Below are 17538 nucleotides of genomic sequence, written 5' to 3'. Positions count from 1 at the left end.
ACCTGCAACCGTGTTCTGACTTCCCCGCAACGCAACCGAGACCGACCCGTGGCCGAAGCATCGCCGACACGCGTGCTTATACCCTGTTCACGTGACAGACGCGCCGACCACAGACACCCCGCAGCACCGCTACACCGCGGAGCTGGCCGGGCGGATCGAGCGCACTTGGCAGCAGCGGTGGGCCGACGCACGGACCTTCCATGTGCCGAACCCCGTCGGGTCGCTGGCACCCGCCGACGGTTCGCCGGTGCCTGCCGACAAGATGTTCGTGCAGGACATGTTCCCGTACCCGTCGGGTGAGGGCCTGCACGTCGGGCATCCGCTGGGCTACATCGCGACCGACGTCTACGCCAGGTACTTCCGGATGACCGGGCGTAACGTGTTGCACGCCTTGGGATTCGACGCGTTCGGCCTGCCGGCCGAGCAGTACGCCATTCAGACCGGGACGCATCCCCGGATCCGGACCGAGGCCAACATCGTCAACTTCAAGCGGCAGCTGGGCAGGCTGGGGTTCGGGCACGACCCGCGGCGCAGCTTCGCCACCACCGACGTCGACTACTACAAGTGGACGCAGTGGATCTTCTTGCAGATCTACAACGCGTGGTTCGATCCTGCCGCGCAGAAAGCCCGGCCGATCGCCGAGCTGGTCGCGGAGTTCGAGTCGGGCGCGCGCGGTCTCGACGACGGCCGGTCGTGGTCGGACCTCTCGAAGGGTGAGCGCGCCGATGTGGTCGACTCGTATCGGCTGGTCTATCAGGCCGACTCGCTGGTGAACTGGTGCCCGGGGTTGGGCACCGTGCTGGCCAACGAGGAAGTAACCGCCGACGGCCGCAGCGAACGCGGAAACTTTCCGGTGTTCCGTAAGCGGTTGCGCCAGTGGATGATGCGCATCACCGCGTACTCCGACCGCCTGCTCGACGATCTCGAACTGCTGGACTGGCCGGAGAAGGTCAAAGCCATGCAGCGCAACTGGATCGGCCGGTCCACCGGCGCCACAGTGTATTTCGGGCTTCCATCGGCTCCCGACGCCGGCGACATCGAGGTGTTCACCACCCGGCCGGACACGCTCTACGGCGCCACCTACCTGGTGCTGGCGCCCGAACATGAACTGGTCGACAGGCTGGTCGCGGACCAGTGGCCCGCCGGTGTCGACGAGCGGTGGACGTATGGCGCTGCGACGCCGGCCGAAGCGGTCGCGGCCTACCGTTCGGCGATCGCGGCGAAGTCGGACCTGGAACGTCAGGAGAACAAGGCCAAGACCGGTGTGTTCGTCGGCGCATACGCGACGAATCCCGCTAATGGACAACAAGTCCCGATCTTCATCGCCGATTACGTGCTACTGGGTTACGGCACCGGCGCGATCATGGCGGTGCCGGGTCACGACCAGCGCGACTGGGAGTTCGCGAACGAGTTCGGTCTGCCGATCGTGGAAGTCGTTGCCGGGGGAGACGTCGCGCAAGCGGCATACACCGGCGACGGCGAGATCGTGAACTCCGACTATCTCAACGGGCTGAGTGTCGAGTCGGCCAAGGAGGCGATCACCGCGCGGTTGGCGGCGCACGGTCATGCCCGGCCCCGCGTCGAATACAAGTTGCGGGACTGGCTTTTCGCCCGCCAACGGTATTGGGGCGAGCCGTTCCCGATCGTCTATGACGAGGACGGTCGCGCGCACCCGCTGCCGGAGTCGGCGTTGCCGGTGGAGCTGCCCGACGTGCCCGACTACTCGCCGGTGCTGTTCGACCCTGACGACGCCGACAGTGAACCGTCGCCGCCGCTGAACAAGGCGACCGACTGGGTGCACGTCGAGATGGATCTCGGCGACGGCCTCAAGTCCTACACCCGCGACACCAACGTCATGCCGCAGTGGGCGGCCAGCTCGTGGTACGAGCTGCGTTACACCGACCCGCACAACTCCGAGGCGATGTGCGCCAAGGAGAACGAGGCCTATTGGATGGGCCCGCGGCCGGCCGAACACGGCCCCGACGACCCCGGAGGGGTCGACCTGTACGTCGGCGGCGTCGAGCACGCGGTGCTGCATCTGCTGTATTGCCGGTTCTGGCACAAGGTGCTCTTCGACCTCGAACACATCACGTCGCGGGAGCCGTACCGCCGGCTGGTCAACCAGGGCTACATCCAGGCGTTTGCTTACACCGACTCTCGCGGCGCATACGTTCCCGCCGCCGAAGTCGTTGAGCGGCAAGGGAAGTTCTACTGGTCGGGTCCCGACGGCGAGATCGAGGTCTTCCAGGAGTTCGGGAAGATCGGCAAGAGCCTGAAGAACTCGGTGTCGCCCGACGAGATCTGCGACAACTACGGTGCGGACACGCTTCGGGTTTACGAGATGTCGATGGGCCCGCTGGAGGCGTCGCGGCCGTGGGCCACCAAGGACGTCGTCGGCGCACACCGGTTCCTGCAGCGGGTGTGGCGCCTGGTGGTCGACGAGGGCACCGGCGCCAACCGCGTCGCCGAACATGAGGCGATCGACGAGCAGACGCGGAAGTTGTTGCACCGCACCATCGCCGGGGTGTCCGACGACTACACCAACCTGCGCAACAACACCGCGGCGGCCAAACTGATCGAGTACACGAACCACTTGACGAAAGAGGGTGTGACGGCGCGCGCTGCGTTGGAGCCGCTGGTGTTGATGGTCGCGCCGCTCGCCCCGCATCTGGCCGAGGAGCTGTGGCGGCGGCTCGGCCACGAGTCGTCGCTGGCGCACGGTCCGTTCCCGGCGGCCGACGAGCGCTACCTCGTCGAGGACACCGTCGAGTACCCCGTGCAGGTCAACGGGAAGGTGCGCGGCCGGGTGACGGTCGCCGCGGACGCGGACGCCGATGCGCTCGAGGCGGCCGCGTTGGCCGACGAGAAGGTGCAGGCGTTCATCAACGGCGCGACGCCGAAGAAGGTGATCGTCGTGGCGGGCCGACTCGTCAATATCGTCGTGTGATCGACGCCCCGTCGCTCGATTGTGAATCCGACGACGGTTGACAATGCCATGCTCTGAGCGTCGCTGGTTTCACAAACGGCGCGTGAATTACTTGCGGGGGCGGACGACTACCTCGTGCACGTGGGCGTCCGGCGGCGTGTGGACCGCGTCGGCAATCACCTTCGCCACGCTCTGCGGGCCCAGGAACCGCGACGGGTCGTACTCGCCGCCCTCGTAGGCCACCAGACCCTCCTGCATCTCGGTGGCGATCCGGCCGGGATGCACCGACGTCACCCGCAGCGACGGCTCGTCGGCCCGCAGCGAGTCGGCGAACGACCGCAACGCGAACTTGCTCGCCGAATACGACGCCAAACCCGGCGACGCGTTGATCCCCGACCCCGAGTTCACGAACAGCACGTGCCCGCGCGCCGCCCTCAGTGCCGGTAACAGCGCGAGCGTAAGCGCAACGGCCCCAATGAGATTGACCTCCATGGTGGTACGCCACTCGTCGACGGTGGATTCGGCGACCCGACCGGGGAAAGCAACGCCGGCATTGTGGATCAGCACGTCGAGTTCGACGATCGGCTCGACGGCGGCCTCGATCCCGGAAACGTTTGCCAAGTCGATCGGCCACGTCGTCGCACCGAACTGTGCGGCGACCTCGTCGAGCGCCGTCGACGGTCGCCCCGCCAGGAACAGCGTGTGGCTGTCGGCGAGCGCCGTGGCGATCGCCGTCCCGAGCCCTCGCGAGGCACCTGTGATCATCGCGGTCGGCATGTCGAAACCCTACCGACCTGCGTTCCGAAGCGAAGCGTCGCATGATGGAACCGATGCCACCCGACCACAGCTTTGCTCCGACCCAGCTCGCGGCTCGCGCCGCGTACCTGCTGCGGGGTAATGACCTGGGCGTCATGACCACCGCGGCCCCGCTGCTGTACCCGCACATGTGGAGCTGGGATGCGGCGTTCGTGGCGATCGGGCTGGCCCCGTTGAGCGTCGAGCGCGCCGTCGTCGAACTCGACACCCTGCTGAGCGCGCAGTGGACCAACGGGATGATCCCGCACATCGTCTTCGCCAACGGCGTCGACGGTTACTTCCCCGGCCCGGCGCGCTGGGCCACGTCCGCGCTCGCCACGCACGCACCCCGCAACCGGCACACCTCCGGCATCACCCAGCCGCCGGTGCACGCGATCGCCGTGCAGCGCATCCTCGATCACGCCCGCACTCGCGGCCGGTCCACCCGCGCCGTCGCCGAGGCGTTCCTGGACCGCCGCTGGTCCGACCTCGTCCAGTGGCACCGTTGGCTCGCCGAGGCCCGCGACCCCCAGGAGCGCGGCCGGGTCACGCTGTACCACGGCTGGGAGTCCGGTATGGACAACTCGCCGCGCTGGGACAGCGCGTACGCCAACGTGATTCCGGGCAACGTGCCGGAGTACCAGCGCGAGGACAACACGATCGTCACCGACGCCAGCCAGCGCCCCTCCGACCTCGAGTACGACCGCTACCTCTGGTTGCTCGAGGAGATGAAGTCGGCCCGCTACGACGACGAATTGCTACCCAAAGTCATGAGTTTCGCGGTCGAGGACGTGTTCGTCTCGGCCATCCTCGCGGTCGCTTGCGACGTGCTCGCCGAGATCGGCGAGGACTACGGCCGCCCACACGCCGACGTCCGCGACCTCTACGCCTGGGGCAGGCGGTTCCGCGACGGGGTCATCGATGCCACCGACGAAAGAACCGGCGCTGCAAGGGATTTCGACGTGCGAGCCGGAGAGTGGGTGGCCACCGAAACGGTCGCGCAGTTCGCCCCGCTGTTGTGCGGCGGCCTACCGCACGACAAGGAACGCACGCTGGTGAAGCTGCTGGAGGGTCCCCGGTTCTGCGCTCACCCGGATCTCAAGTACGCCTGCATCCCGTCCACCTCGCCGGTGTCGCGGGACTTCCGGGCGCGCGAATACTGGCGTGGGCCGGTCTGGCCGGTGATGACGTGGCTGTTCTCGTGGTGCTTCGCGCGCCGCGGCTGGGCCGAACGCGCGCGTCTGTTGCGCCAGGAGGGATTGCGCCAGGCCAGCGACGGAACGTTCGCCGAATATTACGAACCCTTCACCGGCGAGCCGCTGGGCAGCATGCAGCAGTCGTGGACGGCGGCCGCCGTGCTGGACTGGTTGGGTTAGCCGGCTATTCGGCCAGCCGCTCGAGGGGCGCGATGGCCTTGGTCAGCGTCTCGATGTCCTCCGGGCTCAGCCTGGCCAGCAGGTTGGCCAGATGCGCGCGCCGAACCTCGAGCGCCTCCTGGTGCTGGGCGCGGCCCTGCGGGGTGATGTCGACGAGCACCGCGCGCAGGTCGGAGGGGTCGCGGGAGCGCTTGACCAGGCCCAGCTTCTCCAGCCGGCGGATCGCCACCGTGGTCGTGGGAGTGCGGACACGCTCGTGGGCGGCCAGATCGGTCATCCGCATCGGGCCCTGTTCCAACAGGGTGAGCAGGATCGACAGTTGGGCCAACGTGAGATCGCCGGCGTCGGTGCGGCCGGTGTCGCTGCGACGAAGCACCGAGAACACCCGGGACAGAACCCGCTGCAGCTCTCCCGACAGCTCCGCGACCTGCGGCTCGACGACTTCCGCCATAATTTCGGCAGTCTAACCTGTCAGCCTGTGCCAGGTTGCGTGACGGACGCGTTAGTTCAAAGTCGTCCGAAGCCCTCACAGCACCTGCGAGAGGAACCGCTGCAGGCGTTCCGTTGCGGCTGCGTCGAAGATCTGCTCGGGCGCTCCGGCCTCGACCACTTTGCCGTGATCCATGAACACCACGGCATCCGACGTCGATCGGGCGAAACCCATTTCGTGCGTGACCACGACCATGGTCATACCGTCGGCGCCGAGGTCGGCGATGAGGGCGAGGATGCCCTTGACCAACTCCGGGTCGAGCGCCGACGTCGCCTCGTCGAAGAACATCACCTGCGGTGCCATCGCCAACGCCCGCGCGATCGCGACCCGCTGCTGCTGCCCACCGGACAGCGTTGTCGGCCGCACGTCTGCCTTGTTGCGCAGGCCGACGCGGTCCAGGTGCGCCAGGCCGAGTTCCCGGGCCTCCTCGGCGCTGAGCCGTTTGAGCTTGCGCGGAGCGAGCGTCACGTTGTCCAGCACGCTGCGGTGCGGAAACAGGTTGAAGTTCTGGAAGACCATGCCGATGCGCTGGCGCAACTGGTCAGGATTGTCGGCGAGCACCGAGCGACCGTCGAGCAGGATGTCGCCACGGTCGGGTTCGTACAGCCGGTTCAGCGTGCGCAACAGTGTGGACTTCCCCGACCCCGACGGACCGATCACCGCCGTGGTGCTGCCCGCGGGCACGTCGATGTCCACGCCGCGCAGCACGGGGTTGGGGCCGAACGCGAGGTGGATGTCGTTGGCGCTCAACGACACCGGATCGAAGCCCGCCGCGCTCATCAGACCATCTCCTGAGACGTGGCCATCGCAAGCGGGTCCTCCTCGGAGGGTTTTCGTCCGCGACGCAACCGGTTGTCGATGTAGTTGACCAGATGTGTCAGCGGCACGGTCAGCAGGAGATAGAAGAAGCCCGCCGCCACCAGTGGTGAGAGGTTTCCGGTCTGCGCGTTGAGGTCGCGCCCGACCTGGAACAGCTCACGCTGGTCGGCCACCAGACCCAGGAAGTAGACCAGCGACGACGCCTTCAACAGCGAGATGAACTGGTTCATCAGCGCGGGCAGCACCCGCCGCACGCCCTGGGGTATCACGACCAGCCGCATCGATGCCGTGTACGAAAAACCCAGTGCGCGTGAGGCTTCCAACTGGCCGGGCTCGACGCTCTGTATGCCGGACCTGAAGATCTCGCCGACGTAGGCGGCCGCCATCAGGCCCAGCGCGGCGATGCCCAACGGGTAGGGGTTGTTGCCGGTCAGCCCACCGACGACCGGGCCGACCCCCAGACCGATCAACAAGATGATGACCACTTCGGGCAGGCCGCGGAAGATGTCGGTGTACACCCGCGCCGGCCACCGCAGCCAGCGGTGTCGCGAGATTCCCGCGACCGCCAATAGCATTCCCAACACCAGGCCGATGACGGCTGCGCTGACGGTCAGGATCATCGTGTTCGGCAGGCCGGTCTTCAACAAATCCGGGACCGCCTGCCGGTACAGGTCCCAGTTCAGGAACGAGTCCTTCAGTTGCGCCAGGGTCGATTTCGGTGCCGCGGGGCGGGTCGGGGCCTGCTGGTTCTGCGCGGCGATCGCGTTGAAGTCCGGCAGTTGCGGCGGCGGAGCCGCTTTGGAGCCGGGCTTCCAACCGGGCGGCAGCGCCCGCGGAACCCACTCCGAGTACAGGCGCGCCCAGGTACCGTCGGCGATCACCGCGTCCAGCCCGGAGTTCAACGCGTCGATGAGCGGACGGTTCTCCTTGGCCACCGCCCACGCGATGAAATTGTCCAAGCTGTAGGTGTTTTCGATGATCTCGGCCGGATCGCCGGGCTGCACGGTTCCCGACGCCTGCTGCGAGGGGGCTACCCAGGCGTCGATCTGCCGGGTCTTCAGGCTTGCGTAGACGGTGTTGTAGTCGGGGTATTTGACCGGCTGCAAGCCCAGGGTGTCGACGACGTACGACTCCTGCACGGTGCCTTGCACCACGCCGATGCGCTGTCCGGGGGCCAGTTGGTCGAAGCCGGTGATCGGCGACCCGGCGGGTACGACGAGCGAAAAGTAGCCGAAGTCATAGCCGTTGGTGAAACCGACCGTGCGGCGGCGTTCCTCGGTCGTGGTGATCGACGAAGACCCGACGTCGAAACGTCGCGCCGCCACCTGTGCCAGCAGCCCGGAGAATTCGGTGCCGACGAAGTTGATCCGCAGACCCAGCTTGTCCGCGATCGCGCGCAGAACCTCGTTGTCGAAGCCGGTGAACTGACCGGCCGAGTCGATGCAGATGCTCGGTGGTGCGTCCGAGAGGGTGCCGACGGTCAGTGTGCCGGGTTGGATCAGGCCCAACGCGTCGACGTTCACTGCCGACAGTGGTTCAACGCCAGGCGTGGTGTACCGGTCCGCCTCGGGCCCGGTCGCTGCCGCGGCGAGGTTGGTCGGCAGGGCGCTGGCGCTCTCGACGCCCGGCGGTGTGCACTGGTCGACGTTGGCGTATGCGGGTCCGGCGAAGCCGACACCGCTGACCAACAGTGCGACGAGCGCCACCACGGAGAACTTGCCGAGCCGCGCGAACGGGGTCATCTGTGCAACGTATCGGTCAAGGCCGCGTGATCGGCGAATTGGGCTCGATCAGAACGCAACAGGCGAGGCGTCCGCCCTGTGCAGCACACCCCGTCGAACCAGTTCGGTGACCATGATGCGGCCCATCGTCTCGCTGCGGGCGACGCAGGCGTTGCGGGCGGCTTCTTCGTCGCCGCCACGGATCGCGGCGGTCTCGTCCTCGTAGAACGGCAGCATGTCGTCGTGATCGCTCAGGTATGCCACCGAGAACGCTCGAGGCGTGAAGGCCTGGACCGACCGGATCAGCGCCGCCAGTCGCGGGCCGGCGTACGCGTCGGTGATCACGGTGCGGTACTGCCAGGCAGCGTCGTAGAAGGCGCGGGAGTCGCGGGTGCTGCGCAGGGTTTGGATCAGCGTGCCCAGCCGATCGACGACGCGAGGATCCGGCTCGGCGGCGGCGCGCGCGGACGCCATGCCGGTCAAGAAACCGTGCAGCTCGTGGTGCTCCCGCACGAACGCTTCATCGAAGCGCTCGACGAAGGCACCACGGTGATATCGGGTGGACAAAATGCCGTCGTGTTCCATCTGCACGACGGCCTCTTGAATCGGCACGCGTGACAAACCGAGTTCCTGTGCGATCTCGTTGCGGTCGATTCGATCGCCGGACCGGAGCTTGCCGGTCAGGACAAGGTTGACCACGTGCGTGACCACGAGGTCTTTTTCCTTGACCCCATACTTTTTGGGCATGGCGGCGACAGTCTCTCACGCACCACGCCTCGCCGGGAGGCGTTACGCCGGTTCAGCCACCTTCGTCTCGGCGACGGTCGCGCCACCGGACCAACGCCTCGGCTTCGGACAGGTCGTAGTCGGGTCCGTTCACTCCGACGGTCAGCATCGTGACGCCGAGGTCGGCGAGCGCCTCGGCCTCGCCGATCAAGGCCTCGACGGTCCTGCCCGACACACCGGCCGACCGCTCGATGGCCTCCGGGTCGCGACCCACGTCGGCGCAGTGCCCCGCCAAAACCTCGGCCTTGCGGGGGTATTCGGCGCTGTCGGAGAAGCTGTGCCAGATGTCGCCGTGCTGGGCGACCAGGCGCAGCGTCTTCTTCTCGCCGCCGCCGCCGATGAGGACGGGGATGTCGCGGGTGGGTTGCGGATTGAGCTTGGAAAGACGCGAGGTGATGCGCGGCATCGCGGCGGCGAGGTCGTCGAGACGGCTGCCCGCGGTGCCGAACTCGTAGCCGTACTCGTCGTAATCCTTCTGCTTCCAACCCGAACCGATGCCCAAGATCAGGCGGCCGTCGCTGATGTGGTCGACGGTGCGCGCCATGTCGGCCAGCAACTCGGGATTGCGGTATGAGTTGCACGAAACAAGGGGGCCCAGCGCGATCCTCGACGTCTGCTCTGCCCAGGCGCCCAGCATGGTCCAGCATTCGTAGTGCGCCCCGTCCGGATCGCCGTAGAGCGGAAAGAAGTGGTCCCAATTAAAGGCGACGTCGACACCGAGATCCTCACACCGCCGGACCGCGTCGCGGATATGGCTGTATTTCGGGGAGTGTTGCGGCTGCAGTTGCACCCCGACACGAATCGGATAGCTCACACTTCAACCGTACGCAGCGTGCGTCTCCCGACCACCAACCCCCCGCGAGCGACCGCGTCTGCCCGCCGACACGCCGCCTTTCTGTGGACAAATGCGGTCGCTCGCGGCGGGATGTGCGGCTACTCGGCCAGCACCGCGCGCAGAATCTCGATCAACTTGCCCGGCTGATCGCTCTGCACCGAGTGTCCGGAGTCCTCGACGATGTGTACGTCCTTGAAACCCGGTGCGCGGCGGGCGAACTCGGCGGCGTCGTCGTCGTTGACGAAGAAGGAGTTGGCGCCGCGCACCAACGTCGTCGTCACCTGCAGGCGGGGGACGTCGTCCCAAAGCCCCTCGAAGCCCTCGCCCTTGCGCATCTCGTCGTAGCGCCATGTCCAGGTGCCGTCGTCGAGTCGCTTGGCGTTGTGGAAGACCCCGCGCCGCAACGATTCCCTGTCGCGGTGCGGCGCCGCGGCGACCGTCTTCTCCAGCATCGCCTCGAACGAGGGGAAGATGCGATCGCCCTGTACCAGAGCGACGGTGCCCTTCTGCGCCTCGGTCATTTGGGTGTGCCGCTCGGGCGCAGACGGTGTCACGTCGACGAGCACCAGCCTGCGCACCAGGTCCGGCGCCTCGACGGCCAGGCGCAACGCGGTCAGGCCGCCCAGCGACATCCCGACGACGAGATCGGCGCCGGGGGCCAGTGAGCGCACGACGGGTTCGATCGCGACGGCGTTGCTCTTGGGGCCGTAGTCGCCGTCCTCGCGCCACGCCGACCGACCGTGCCCGGGCAGGTCGATGGCCAGCGCCGGCTCGCCGAGGCCGACGATCACGGTGTCCCAGGTGTGCGCGTTCTGACCGCCGCCGTGCAGAAACACCACCCGCGGCGAGGCGTCCCCGAATTTCAGGGCGCTGATCGACCCGGAGTCGATGCGATCGACGGGCGGCACCGCCTCGACACCGGCCTGGCGGGCGTTCTCGGTGAGGAAGATGAACTCGTCGAGGGTGGCCAGTTCGTCGTCGGGCGAGATTTCCGTCACGGACGAACTCTATAAAACGCGATTTGTGGAGCCCCAGCGGCGCTCAAAACGCCGGTAGGACTCCACAAATCGCAGAAAAAAAATCAGCCCTCGATGAAGGTTTCGAGCTGCGCCCGGGCCACATCGTCGGGCAGCTGCTTGGGCGGGCTCTTCATCAGGTACGCCGAGGCCGCCTCGACCGGGCCGCCGATACCGCGATCGAGCGCGATCTTCGCCGCGCGCACCGCGTCGATGATGACGCCGGCCGAGTTCGGCGAATCCCACACCTCGAGCTTGTATTCCAGGTTCAGCGGCACGTCGCCGAACGCGCGACCTTCGAGCCGCACGTAGGCCCACTTGCGGTCGTCGAGCCAGCCGACGTGGTCGGACGGGCCGATGTGCACGTCCTTGGTCTTGAACTCGCGCTGCAGGTTGCTCGTCACGGCCTGGGTCTTGGAGATCTTCTTGCTCTCCAGCCGCTCGCGTTCGAGCATGTTGAGGAAGTCCATGTTGCCGCCGACGTTGAGCTGCATGGTGCGGTCCAGTTGCACGCCGCGGTCCTCGAACAGCTTGGCCATCACGCGGTGCGTGATCGTCGCGCCGATCTGGCTCTTGATGTCGTCGCCGACGATCGGCACGCCCGCGTCGGTGAACTTCTTCGCCCACTCCGGGTCCGAGGCGATGAACACCGGCAGCGCGTTGACGAACGCCACGCCCGCGTCGATCGCGCACTGGGCGTAGAACTTGTCGGCCTCGTCCGAACCCACCGGAAGGTAGGACACCAGCACGTCGACCTCGGCGTCCTTGAGCGCCTTGACGACGTCGACCGGGTCGGAGTCGGAAACCTCGATGGTGTCGGCGTAGTACTTGCCGATACCGTCGAGGGTCGGGCCGCGCTGCACCGTGACGTTCAGCGGCGGCACGTCGGCGATCTTGATGGTGTTGTTCTCTGACGCGAAGATCGCCTCGGACAGGTCGAAGCCGACCTTCTTGGCGTCGACGTCGAAGGCGGCGACGAACTTGACGTCGCGCACGTGGTACGGGCCGAGGCGCACATGCATCAGGCCGGGCACGGTGGCCGTCTCGTCGGCATCGTGGTAGTACTGCACGCCCTGTACGAGCGACGACGCGCAGTTGCCCACGCCGACAATCGCGACCCGCACCTCTCCGTTGGATGACATGACGACTCTTCCCTTCGTAATCCCTGTCTTAGTTGGTTCGGTTGTGCCTAGGGCTGCACGGTGTTGTCTGAACGGGCCTGGCTCAGACGTTCCGCCGCAATCAACTCGTTGAGCCACTTCACCTCGCGCTCGCTCGACTCCAACCCCAGCTGATGAAGCTGCCGGGTGTAGCGGTCGATCGAGTTGCTGGCCCGCGCGACGGCTTCACGCAGACCCTCGCGGCGTTCCTCCACCTGACGACGACGCCCCTCAAGGATCCGCATCCGGGCCTCGGCGGGGGTGCGGTTGAAGAAGGCGAGATGGACACCGAATCCGTCGTCGGAGAAGTTCTGTGGGCCCGTGTCGGCCACCAGTTCGGAGAAGCGTTGCTTGCCCTTCTCGGTGAGCTGGTAGACGCGTCGCGCCCGGCGCATCTTCGGAGTCCCGTCCGGCGCGGCGTCCTCGACGATCAGCCCGTCGCTCTGCATGCGTCGCAAGGCGGGATACAGCGATCCGTACGAAAATGCGCGGAAGGCGCCGAGCAACCCCGTCAACCTCTTGCGAAGTTCGTAGCCGTGCATCGGCGATTCCTGCAGGAGTCCCAGGATGGCCAGTTCCAGCACGAGACCCCCCTCCGAAAATCGCAGCTCGCCCGTTACGGCGTTTCGACACCTCGCACCATAGTATCGCGCCGATATATTCTGCGCGAACGTCGGGTTGCCGCCGCGCGAACTCTGGGACGTCAACCCGGGTAGTTGACCTGCTTGACCCTGCCGTCCCCGGCCAGCTCGATGTACCCGCTGCCGTAGTCGCTGGATACGTAGACGTCGATCGACAGCGCGCCGGGGGTCGTCGGGTCGGTGCTCGGATCGATGGACAGGTAGGTGCTCGTGACGTCCGCGGGCTTCATACCCAGCGTCTCGGGCGCACCTCGCAGCACGCCTACGACGGCTTTGGCGTCGAACCTGCTCAGGTCGACCTCGACGGCATCGGTGGTCTTGGAACTCGACGTCGGGTCGTCCCAGCCGCCGCGGTAGGTGTAGTTCAATTCGCGGCGCTCCTCGGTCGGGTCCGGCCGGGTCAGCGACGCGTAGTCCGGATACACGACGAGGCGGTACCCGTTGGTGTCGCCGAACCGCTGCCTCATCTGCTCGATGAGCCCCGTGAGCCCGCCGAGCGAGTGCAACTGCTTGGGCGGTGTGAGCACCACCGGAGCGATTCCGTCGGACTTGGCGCCCGGATCGGACGTGAAATTCAGCGGCGACGGGGTGTTGCCGTACAGGCCCCAGCCGATGGCGATGCCGAGCACCACGAGCACGCCGGCCACCGCGAGCCGCAGACCCCAGCCGCTGCCGGCCACGGGCAGTGCTCGCGTTCTGGTCAACGTCGGCAACTGAACCGGGGCGTTGTTGGTTTGCAGATCTGACACCAGCGCCTGCAGGTCGCCGAGCGTGGTCGCGGTGGTCGCCGCCTTGACCCGCTCGCCGTGCTCGGTCATCGACAGCTGGCCCTCGGCCAGGGCGCTGTCCAGGATCTGGCACGTGTCGTTGCGGTCGCTGTCTTTTGCCCGCGTCGCCGATGTCTGCCGGGTTGCCACGCGGATGATCGTAGAAGTACTCAGCGGATAAGGCCCTGGGAAGTCATCACGGCCAGCAGCGATCCGTCGGAACCGCGCAGCGAGCCGTAGGCCGATACCCCGCCGCTGGCGACCGAGCCGCGCGCCTCCAGCAGCCGCCACGCCGTGGACGGCACCAGGTGCGCCCCGGGCTGCCACACCAGGCTGAGGTCCAGACTCAGCAGCCACGCGTCGACGAACCCGCTGACCTTGCCCGGAGCGTCGAAGAGGTGCGCGTCGGCGTGCAGGACGTCGGCGATCTGCGGATGGGTGAGCGGGTCGTCGGGCGAATCGCTGTCGGCGCACACCCACAACGCCACCTCCGGCCGACGGTCCGCGAACCGGGTCAGGCTGGCCGGGTAGTCCAGACCTCGCCGGTGGGCGAACCGCAGCGACGGATACTCCTCGCCGATCCAGTCCCGCGCGGGCGCGGATTGCGGTAGCGGCAGCGGCGCGGCGTAACGCTCGAAGGGCACCGGTGCGTCGACCGACGGCGGGCCGAGCCAGCCGTCGGCGAACCAGCTGTTCGCGATGAGGATGGTGCGTTCGCGCTGGCGGATGGTGGCTTCGACCGCCGCGGCGGTGCGCCCGCCGCGGATGCTGCGGACTTCGAGCTCGAGCGGTCCGGGCGCCCCGGCGTCGACGAAGGTCACCGACAGCGACGCCGCCGCCGACCGGCCGCTGTGCGCGAACATCGCGGCAAGTGCGAGTGCGGAGGTATAGCCGCCGAAGGCCCGGCCGTCGAAGCACCACTGTTCGGGAAGATCGCGGGTGAAGCGGCTCGAGCCTTCACCGGCGGGCCCGCCGTCGAGGGCGAAGTCGCGCCCGTCCAGCATCGGAGTCTCCTGAGGTTCACCGCGCACGGCCGATTGCCGCTGCCGTCGGTCCAGATCAAACACCTTAGAGAGGGGCGTGACCGTGCCGTCACGCTCCGGTACTCCCGTCGCCGACGTACTCTGGTCCTCGTGCGATTGCAGCGACAGGTGGTGGACTACGCACTTCGGCGACGGTCCCTGCTGGCCGAGGTGTATTCGGGACGCACCGGCGTCTCCGAGGTCTGCGACGCCAATCCCTATCTGCTGCGCGCCGCCAAATTCCACGGCAAGCCCAGTTCGGTGACGTGCCCGATCTGCCGGAAAGAACAGCTCACCCTGGTGTCGTGGGTGTTCGGTGACCATCTTGGCCCGGTCTCGGGTTCCGCACGAACAGCCGAGGAGTTGGTCCTACTGGCGTCCCGATACGACGAATTCTCCGTACACGTGGTGGAGGTATGCCGCACCTGCAGCTGGAATCACCTGGTCAAGTCGTACGTGCTCGGTGCGGTCCCGCCACCCAAGGGATCGCCCGGCACTCGGACCGCGCGCTCGCGTGCGCGCACGGCCAGTGAATAGCGAAGGGCGCCACGACCGGTCAGTCAACGATGTCCGTTCAGGACATGGGGCTGATGGCGTGAGCACACCAGGACCCAAGCCCTCCGACGGCGGTGCCCGGCGCCGCCCGGCAGCCAACGCACCGCAACACAGCCCCCCAGCCGACGCGCATCGCCCCCCGGATTCCAGGACACGGCCGGTGCGGCCCGACGACCGGCACACCTCGGTGCTCCCGCCGGTGCGCGAGGCGCGACCGCCACACCTGCGCGACCCCGTCGACGTCGTCAAGGCGGCGCTGGACCGCACTCCGACGCGCAAACCACCGGCACCACCACCGCCACCGCCCCGACGACCCGGCGGGGGTGGACCTCCGAGCGGCCCGTCGGGACCACGGCGCGGGGCGCCCCGCCAGATCAACTGGACGTGGGTTCGTCGCGGCAGCCTCATCGCGGTCGCGGTGTTCATCGTGCTGCCGCTCATCACCTTCGGGATGGCCTACATGATCGTCGACGTCCCCAAACCTGGGGACATCCGCACCAACCAGGTGTCGACGATCCTGGCCAGCGACGGCAGCGAGCTGGCGAAAATCGTTCCGCCCGAAGGCAACCGCATCGACGTCGACATCGACCAGATCCCGGTGCAGGCGCGCAACGCGGTGATGGCCGCCGAGGACCGCGACTTCTACTCGAACCCGGGCTTCTCGTTCACCGGTTTCGCGCGGGCCATCAAGAACAACCTGTTCGGCGGCGACCTGCAGGGCGGCTCGACGATCACCCAGCAGTACGTCAAGAACGCGCTGGTCGGTTCGGAACGCTCCGGGGTCGGGGGTCTGATACGAAAAGCCAAGGAGCTGGTCATCTCGACGAAGATGTCCGGTGAATGGTCCAAAGACCAAGTGCTGCAGTCGTATCTGAACATTATCTACTTCGGTCGCGGGTCCTACGGCATCGCCGCGGCGTCCAAGGCGTATTTCAACAAGCCCGTCGAACAGCTCGACGTCGCAGAGGGCGCGCTGCTGGCCGCGCTCATCCAGCGGCCGTCGGCACTCGACCCGGCGGTCAATCTCGAGGGCGCCACCGCACGGTGGAACTGGGTGCTCGACGGCATGGTCGAGATCGGCGCGCTGACCCCCGAGGAGCGGGCGGCGCAGGTGTTCCCGGCGACGGTTCCGCCCGAGCTGGCGCGCTCGCAGAACCAGACGACCGGGCCGAACGGCCTCATCGAACGGCAGGTGCAGGCCGAGCTGCTCGAACTGTTCGACATCACCGAGCAGACGCTGAACACCGAGGGTCTGCAGATCACCACGACCATCGATCCGAAGGCGCAGCAGGCCGCGGAGGAGGCCGCCTCGGAGTACCTCGAGGGCCAGGACCCGGACATGCGCACGGCGATCGTGTCGATCGACCCGCGCACCGGCGGGGTGAAGGCCTACTACGGCGGCACCGACGCCAACGGTTTCGACTTCGCCCAGGCGGGTCTGCCGACCGGGTCGTCGTTCAAGGTGTTCGCGTTGGTCGCCGCGTTGCAGCAGGGCATGGGCTTGGGCACCCAGGTAGACAGTTCGCCGCTGGAAGTCAACGGGATCAAGATCACCAACGTCGAGGGTGGCGGCTGCGGCACGTGCAACATCGCCGAGGCGCTGAAGCTTTCGCTGAACACCAGCTACTACCGGCTGATGCTCAAGCTGAGGAACGGCCCGCAGGATGTCGCCGACGCCGCCCATGAGGCCGGTATCGCCGAGAGCTTCCCCGGCGTCGATCACACGTTGTCCGAAGATGGTCAGGGCGGTCCGCCGAACAACGGAATCGTGTTGGGCCAGTATCAGACTCGGGTGATCGACATGGCGTCGGCGTATGCCACGCTGGCGGCCTCGGGGGTGTACCACAAACCGCACTTTGTGCAGAAGGTCGTCAACTCCGAGGGCGAGGTGCTGTTCGACGCGTCACAGCAGGACAACTCGGGCGAGAAGCGGATCGAGAAGAAGGTCGCCGACAACGTGACCTCGGCGATGCAACCGATCGCGGCCTACTCCAACGGCCATGCGCTGGCCGGTGGTCGCCCCTCGGCGGCCAAGACGGGCACCAACCAGCTGGGGGACACCGGCAGCAACCGCGATGCCTGGATGGTCGGTTACACGCCGTCACTGTCCACGGCAGTGTGGGTCGGCACGACCGAGGGCACCAAGCCGCTGGAGAACAGTTGGGGCTCACCGGTTTACGGGTCCGGTCTTCCGTCTGACATCTGGAAGGCGACGATGGACGGCGCGCTGGAGGACACCGAGATCGAGTCGTTCCCCAAGCCAGAGGAGATCGGCGGCTACGCCGGTGTGCCGCAGGCCCCGCCGCCACCGTCGACGACGGCGCCGCCTTCGGAGCTCACGCCTACGCCGTCCCCGACCGTCATCCAGCCGACGATCGAAGTGGCGCCCGGCATCACGATTCCGTGGGGTCCGCCGACGACGGTTCCCGTGGGCCCGCCACAGCCCGGCGGCACCGTCCCCGGCGGTCCCGTGCCGGGTGGTCCCGTGCCCGGGCCGGCGCCCGCACCGGCACCGGTCGGAGCACCGCCGCCCGCCCCGGTCGGAGCACCGCCGGCGCCTGGTGCGCCGCTGCCGCCTCCGTGACCGACGTGGGGGGCGAGGAGACGGGCGAGCCGAAGTCGGCGTCGT

The 17538-nt window shown here is 67.4% G+C and carries 15 protein-coding genes; 4 read left to right on the top strand and 11 right to left on the bottom strand.

Annotated features, from left to right (window positions below; translation table 11 throughout):
• Nucleotides 1-91 precede the first annotated feature (91 nt).
• On the top strand, nucleotides 92-2947 hold the full coding sequence (gene leuS / locus AU193_RS05520) for a leucine--tRNA ligase (protein WP_064421334.1): 2856 nt from the start codon (nucleotides 92-94) through the stop codon (nucleotides 2945-2947).
• An 87-nt stretch (nucleotides 2948-3034) separates the two neighbouring features.
• Here the strand turns inward: leuS and AU193_RS05515 are convergent, their stop codons facing one another.
• Complete coding sequence (locus AU193_RS05515; RefSeq protein ID WP_064421333.1) at nucleotides 3035-3703, bottom strand: SDR family oxidoreductase; 669 nt, start codon at nucleotides 3701-3703, stop codon at nucleotides 3035-3037.
• Nucleotides 3704-3756: 53 nt separating this feature from the next.
• On the opposite strand from AU193_RS05515, the gene AU193_RS05510 reads away from it, so the two are divergent.
• Nucleotides 3757-5097 carry a hypothetical protein gene (locus AU193_RS05510; RefSeq protein ID WP_064421369.1) on the top strand — a complete coding sequence of 447 codons (1341 nt, stop codon included), beginning with the start codon at nucleotides 3757-3759 and terminating at the stop codon, nucleotides 5095-5097.
• Between the two features lie 4 nt (nucleotides 5098-5101).
• Here AU193_RS05510 and AU193_RS05505 read toward each other — a convergent pair whose 3' ends face one another.
• From AU193_RS05505 to AU193_RS05460, 10 genes are all read right to left on the bottom strand, one after another.
• Complete coding sequence (locus AU193_RS05505) at nucleotides 5102-5548, bottom strand: MarR family winged helix-turn-helix transcriptional regulator (RefSeq protein ID WP_064421332.1); 447 nt, start codon at nucleotides 5546-5548, stop codon at nucleotides 5102-5104.
• Between the two features lie 75 nt (nucleotides 5549-5623).
• Nucleotides 5624-6367, bottom strand: coding sequence for an amino acid ABC transporter ATP-binding protein (locus AU193_RS05500; protein WP_064421331.1), 744 nt, complete (start codon nucleotides 6365-6367; stop codon nucleotides 5624-5626).
• The gene (locus AU193_RS05495) at nucleotides 6367-8148 is read right to left on the bottom strand and encodes an ABC transporter substrate-binding protein/permease (protein ID WP_064421330.1); all 1782 of its coding nucleotides are present in this window, start codon (nucleotides 8146-8148) and stop codon (nucleotides 6367-6369) included. The genes AU193_RS05500 and AU193_RS05495 overlap by 1 nt, the downstream gene beginning before the upstream one ends.
• Nucleotides 8149-8196: 48 nt before the next feature.
• Nucleotides 8197-8874: a GntR family transcriptional regulator gene (locus tag AU193_RS05490; RefSeq protein ID WP_064421329.1), complete on the bottom strand. Its 678-nt coding sequence runs from the start codon at nucleotides 8872-8874 to the stop codon at nucleotides 8197-8199.
• Between the two features lie 52 nt (nucleotides 8875-8926).
• Complete coding sequence (locus AU193_RS05485) at nucleotides 8927-9727, bottom strand: LLM class F420-dependent oxidoreductase (RefSeq protein ID WP_064421328.1); 801 nt, start codon at nucleotides 9725-9727, stop codon at nucleotides 8927-8929.
• A 119-nt stretch (nucleotides 9728-9846) separates the two neighbouring features.
• Nucleotides 9847-10746, bottom strand: a complete 900-nt coding sequence (locus AU193_RS05480; RefSeq protein ID WP_064421327.1) for an alpha/beta fold hydrolase — start codon at nucleotides 10744-10746, stop codon at nucleotides 9847-9849.
• Nucleotides 10747-10829: 83 nt separating this feature from the next.
• Nucleotides 10830-11906 (bottom strand): inositol-3-phosphate synthase, encoded by a 1077-nt coding sequence (locus AU193_RS05475; protein ID WP_064346107.1) that lies wholly within the window; start codon nucleotides 11904-11906, stop codon nucleotides 10830-10832.
• A 47-nt stretch (nucleotides 11907-11953) separates the two neighbouring features.
• Nucleotides 11954-12508 (bottom strand): PadR family transcriptional regulator, encoded by a 555-nt coding sequence (locus AU193_RS05470; protein ID WP_064421326.1) that lies wholly within the window; start codon nucleotides 12506-12508, stop codon nucleotides 11954-11956.
• A 119-nt stretch (nucleotides 12509-12627) separates the two neighbouring features.
• The gene (locus tag AU193_RS05465) at nucleotides 12628-13482 is read right to left on the bottom strand and encodes a DUF1707 domain-containing protein (RefSeq protein WP_064421325.1); all 855 of its coding nucleotides are present in this window, start codon (nucleotides 13480-13482) and stop codon (nucleotides 12628-12630) included.
• A 20-nt stretch (nucleotides 13483-13502) separates the two neighbouring features.
• A complete protein-coding gene (locus AU193_RS05460) occupies nucleotides 13503-14399 on the bottom strand; it encodes a thioesterase family protein (RefSeq protein WP_253867634.1) in 897 nt (298 codons plus the stop codon).
• A 66-nt stretch (nucleotides 14400-14465) separates the two neighbouring features.
• Here AU193_RS05460 and AU193_RS05455 point away from each other — a divergent pair, with 66 nt between their 5' ends.
• On the top strand, nucleotides 14466-14891 hold the full coding sequence (locus AU193_RS05455) for a DUF5318 domain-containing protein (RefSeq protein ID WP_064421324.1): 426 nt from the start codon (nucleotides 14466-14468) through the stop codon (nucleotides 14889-14891).
• 178 nt (nucleotides 14892-15069) lie between these two features.
• Nucleotides 15070-17493 carry a transglycosylase domain-containing protein gene (locus AU193_RS05450; protein ID WP_064421323.1) on the top strand — a complete coding sequence of 808 codons (2424 nt, stop codon included), beginning with the start codon at nucleotides 15070-15072 and terminating at the stop codon, nucleotides 17491-17493.
• The last annotated feature ends 45 nt before the right edge of the window (nucleotides 17494-17538 follow it).

It is taken from the genome of Mycobacterium sp. GA-1285 (genome assembly GCF_001499905.1).
Classification (GTDB): domain Bacteria; phylum Actinomycetota; class Actinomycetes; order Mycobacteriales; family Mycobacteriaceae; genus Mycobacterium.
This window is presented reverse-complemented; position numbering and strand designations above follow the sequence as displayed.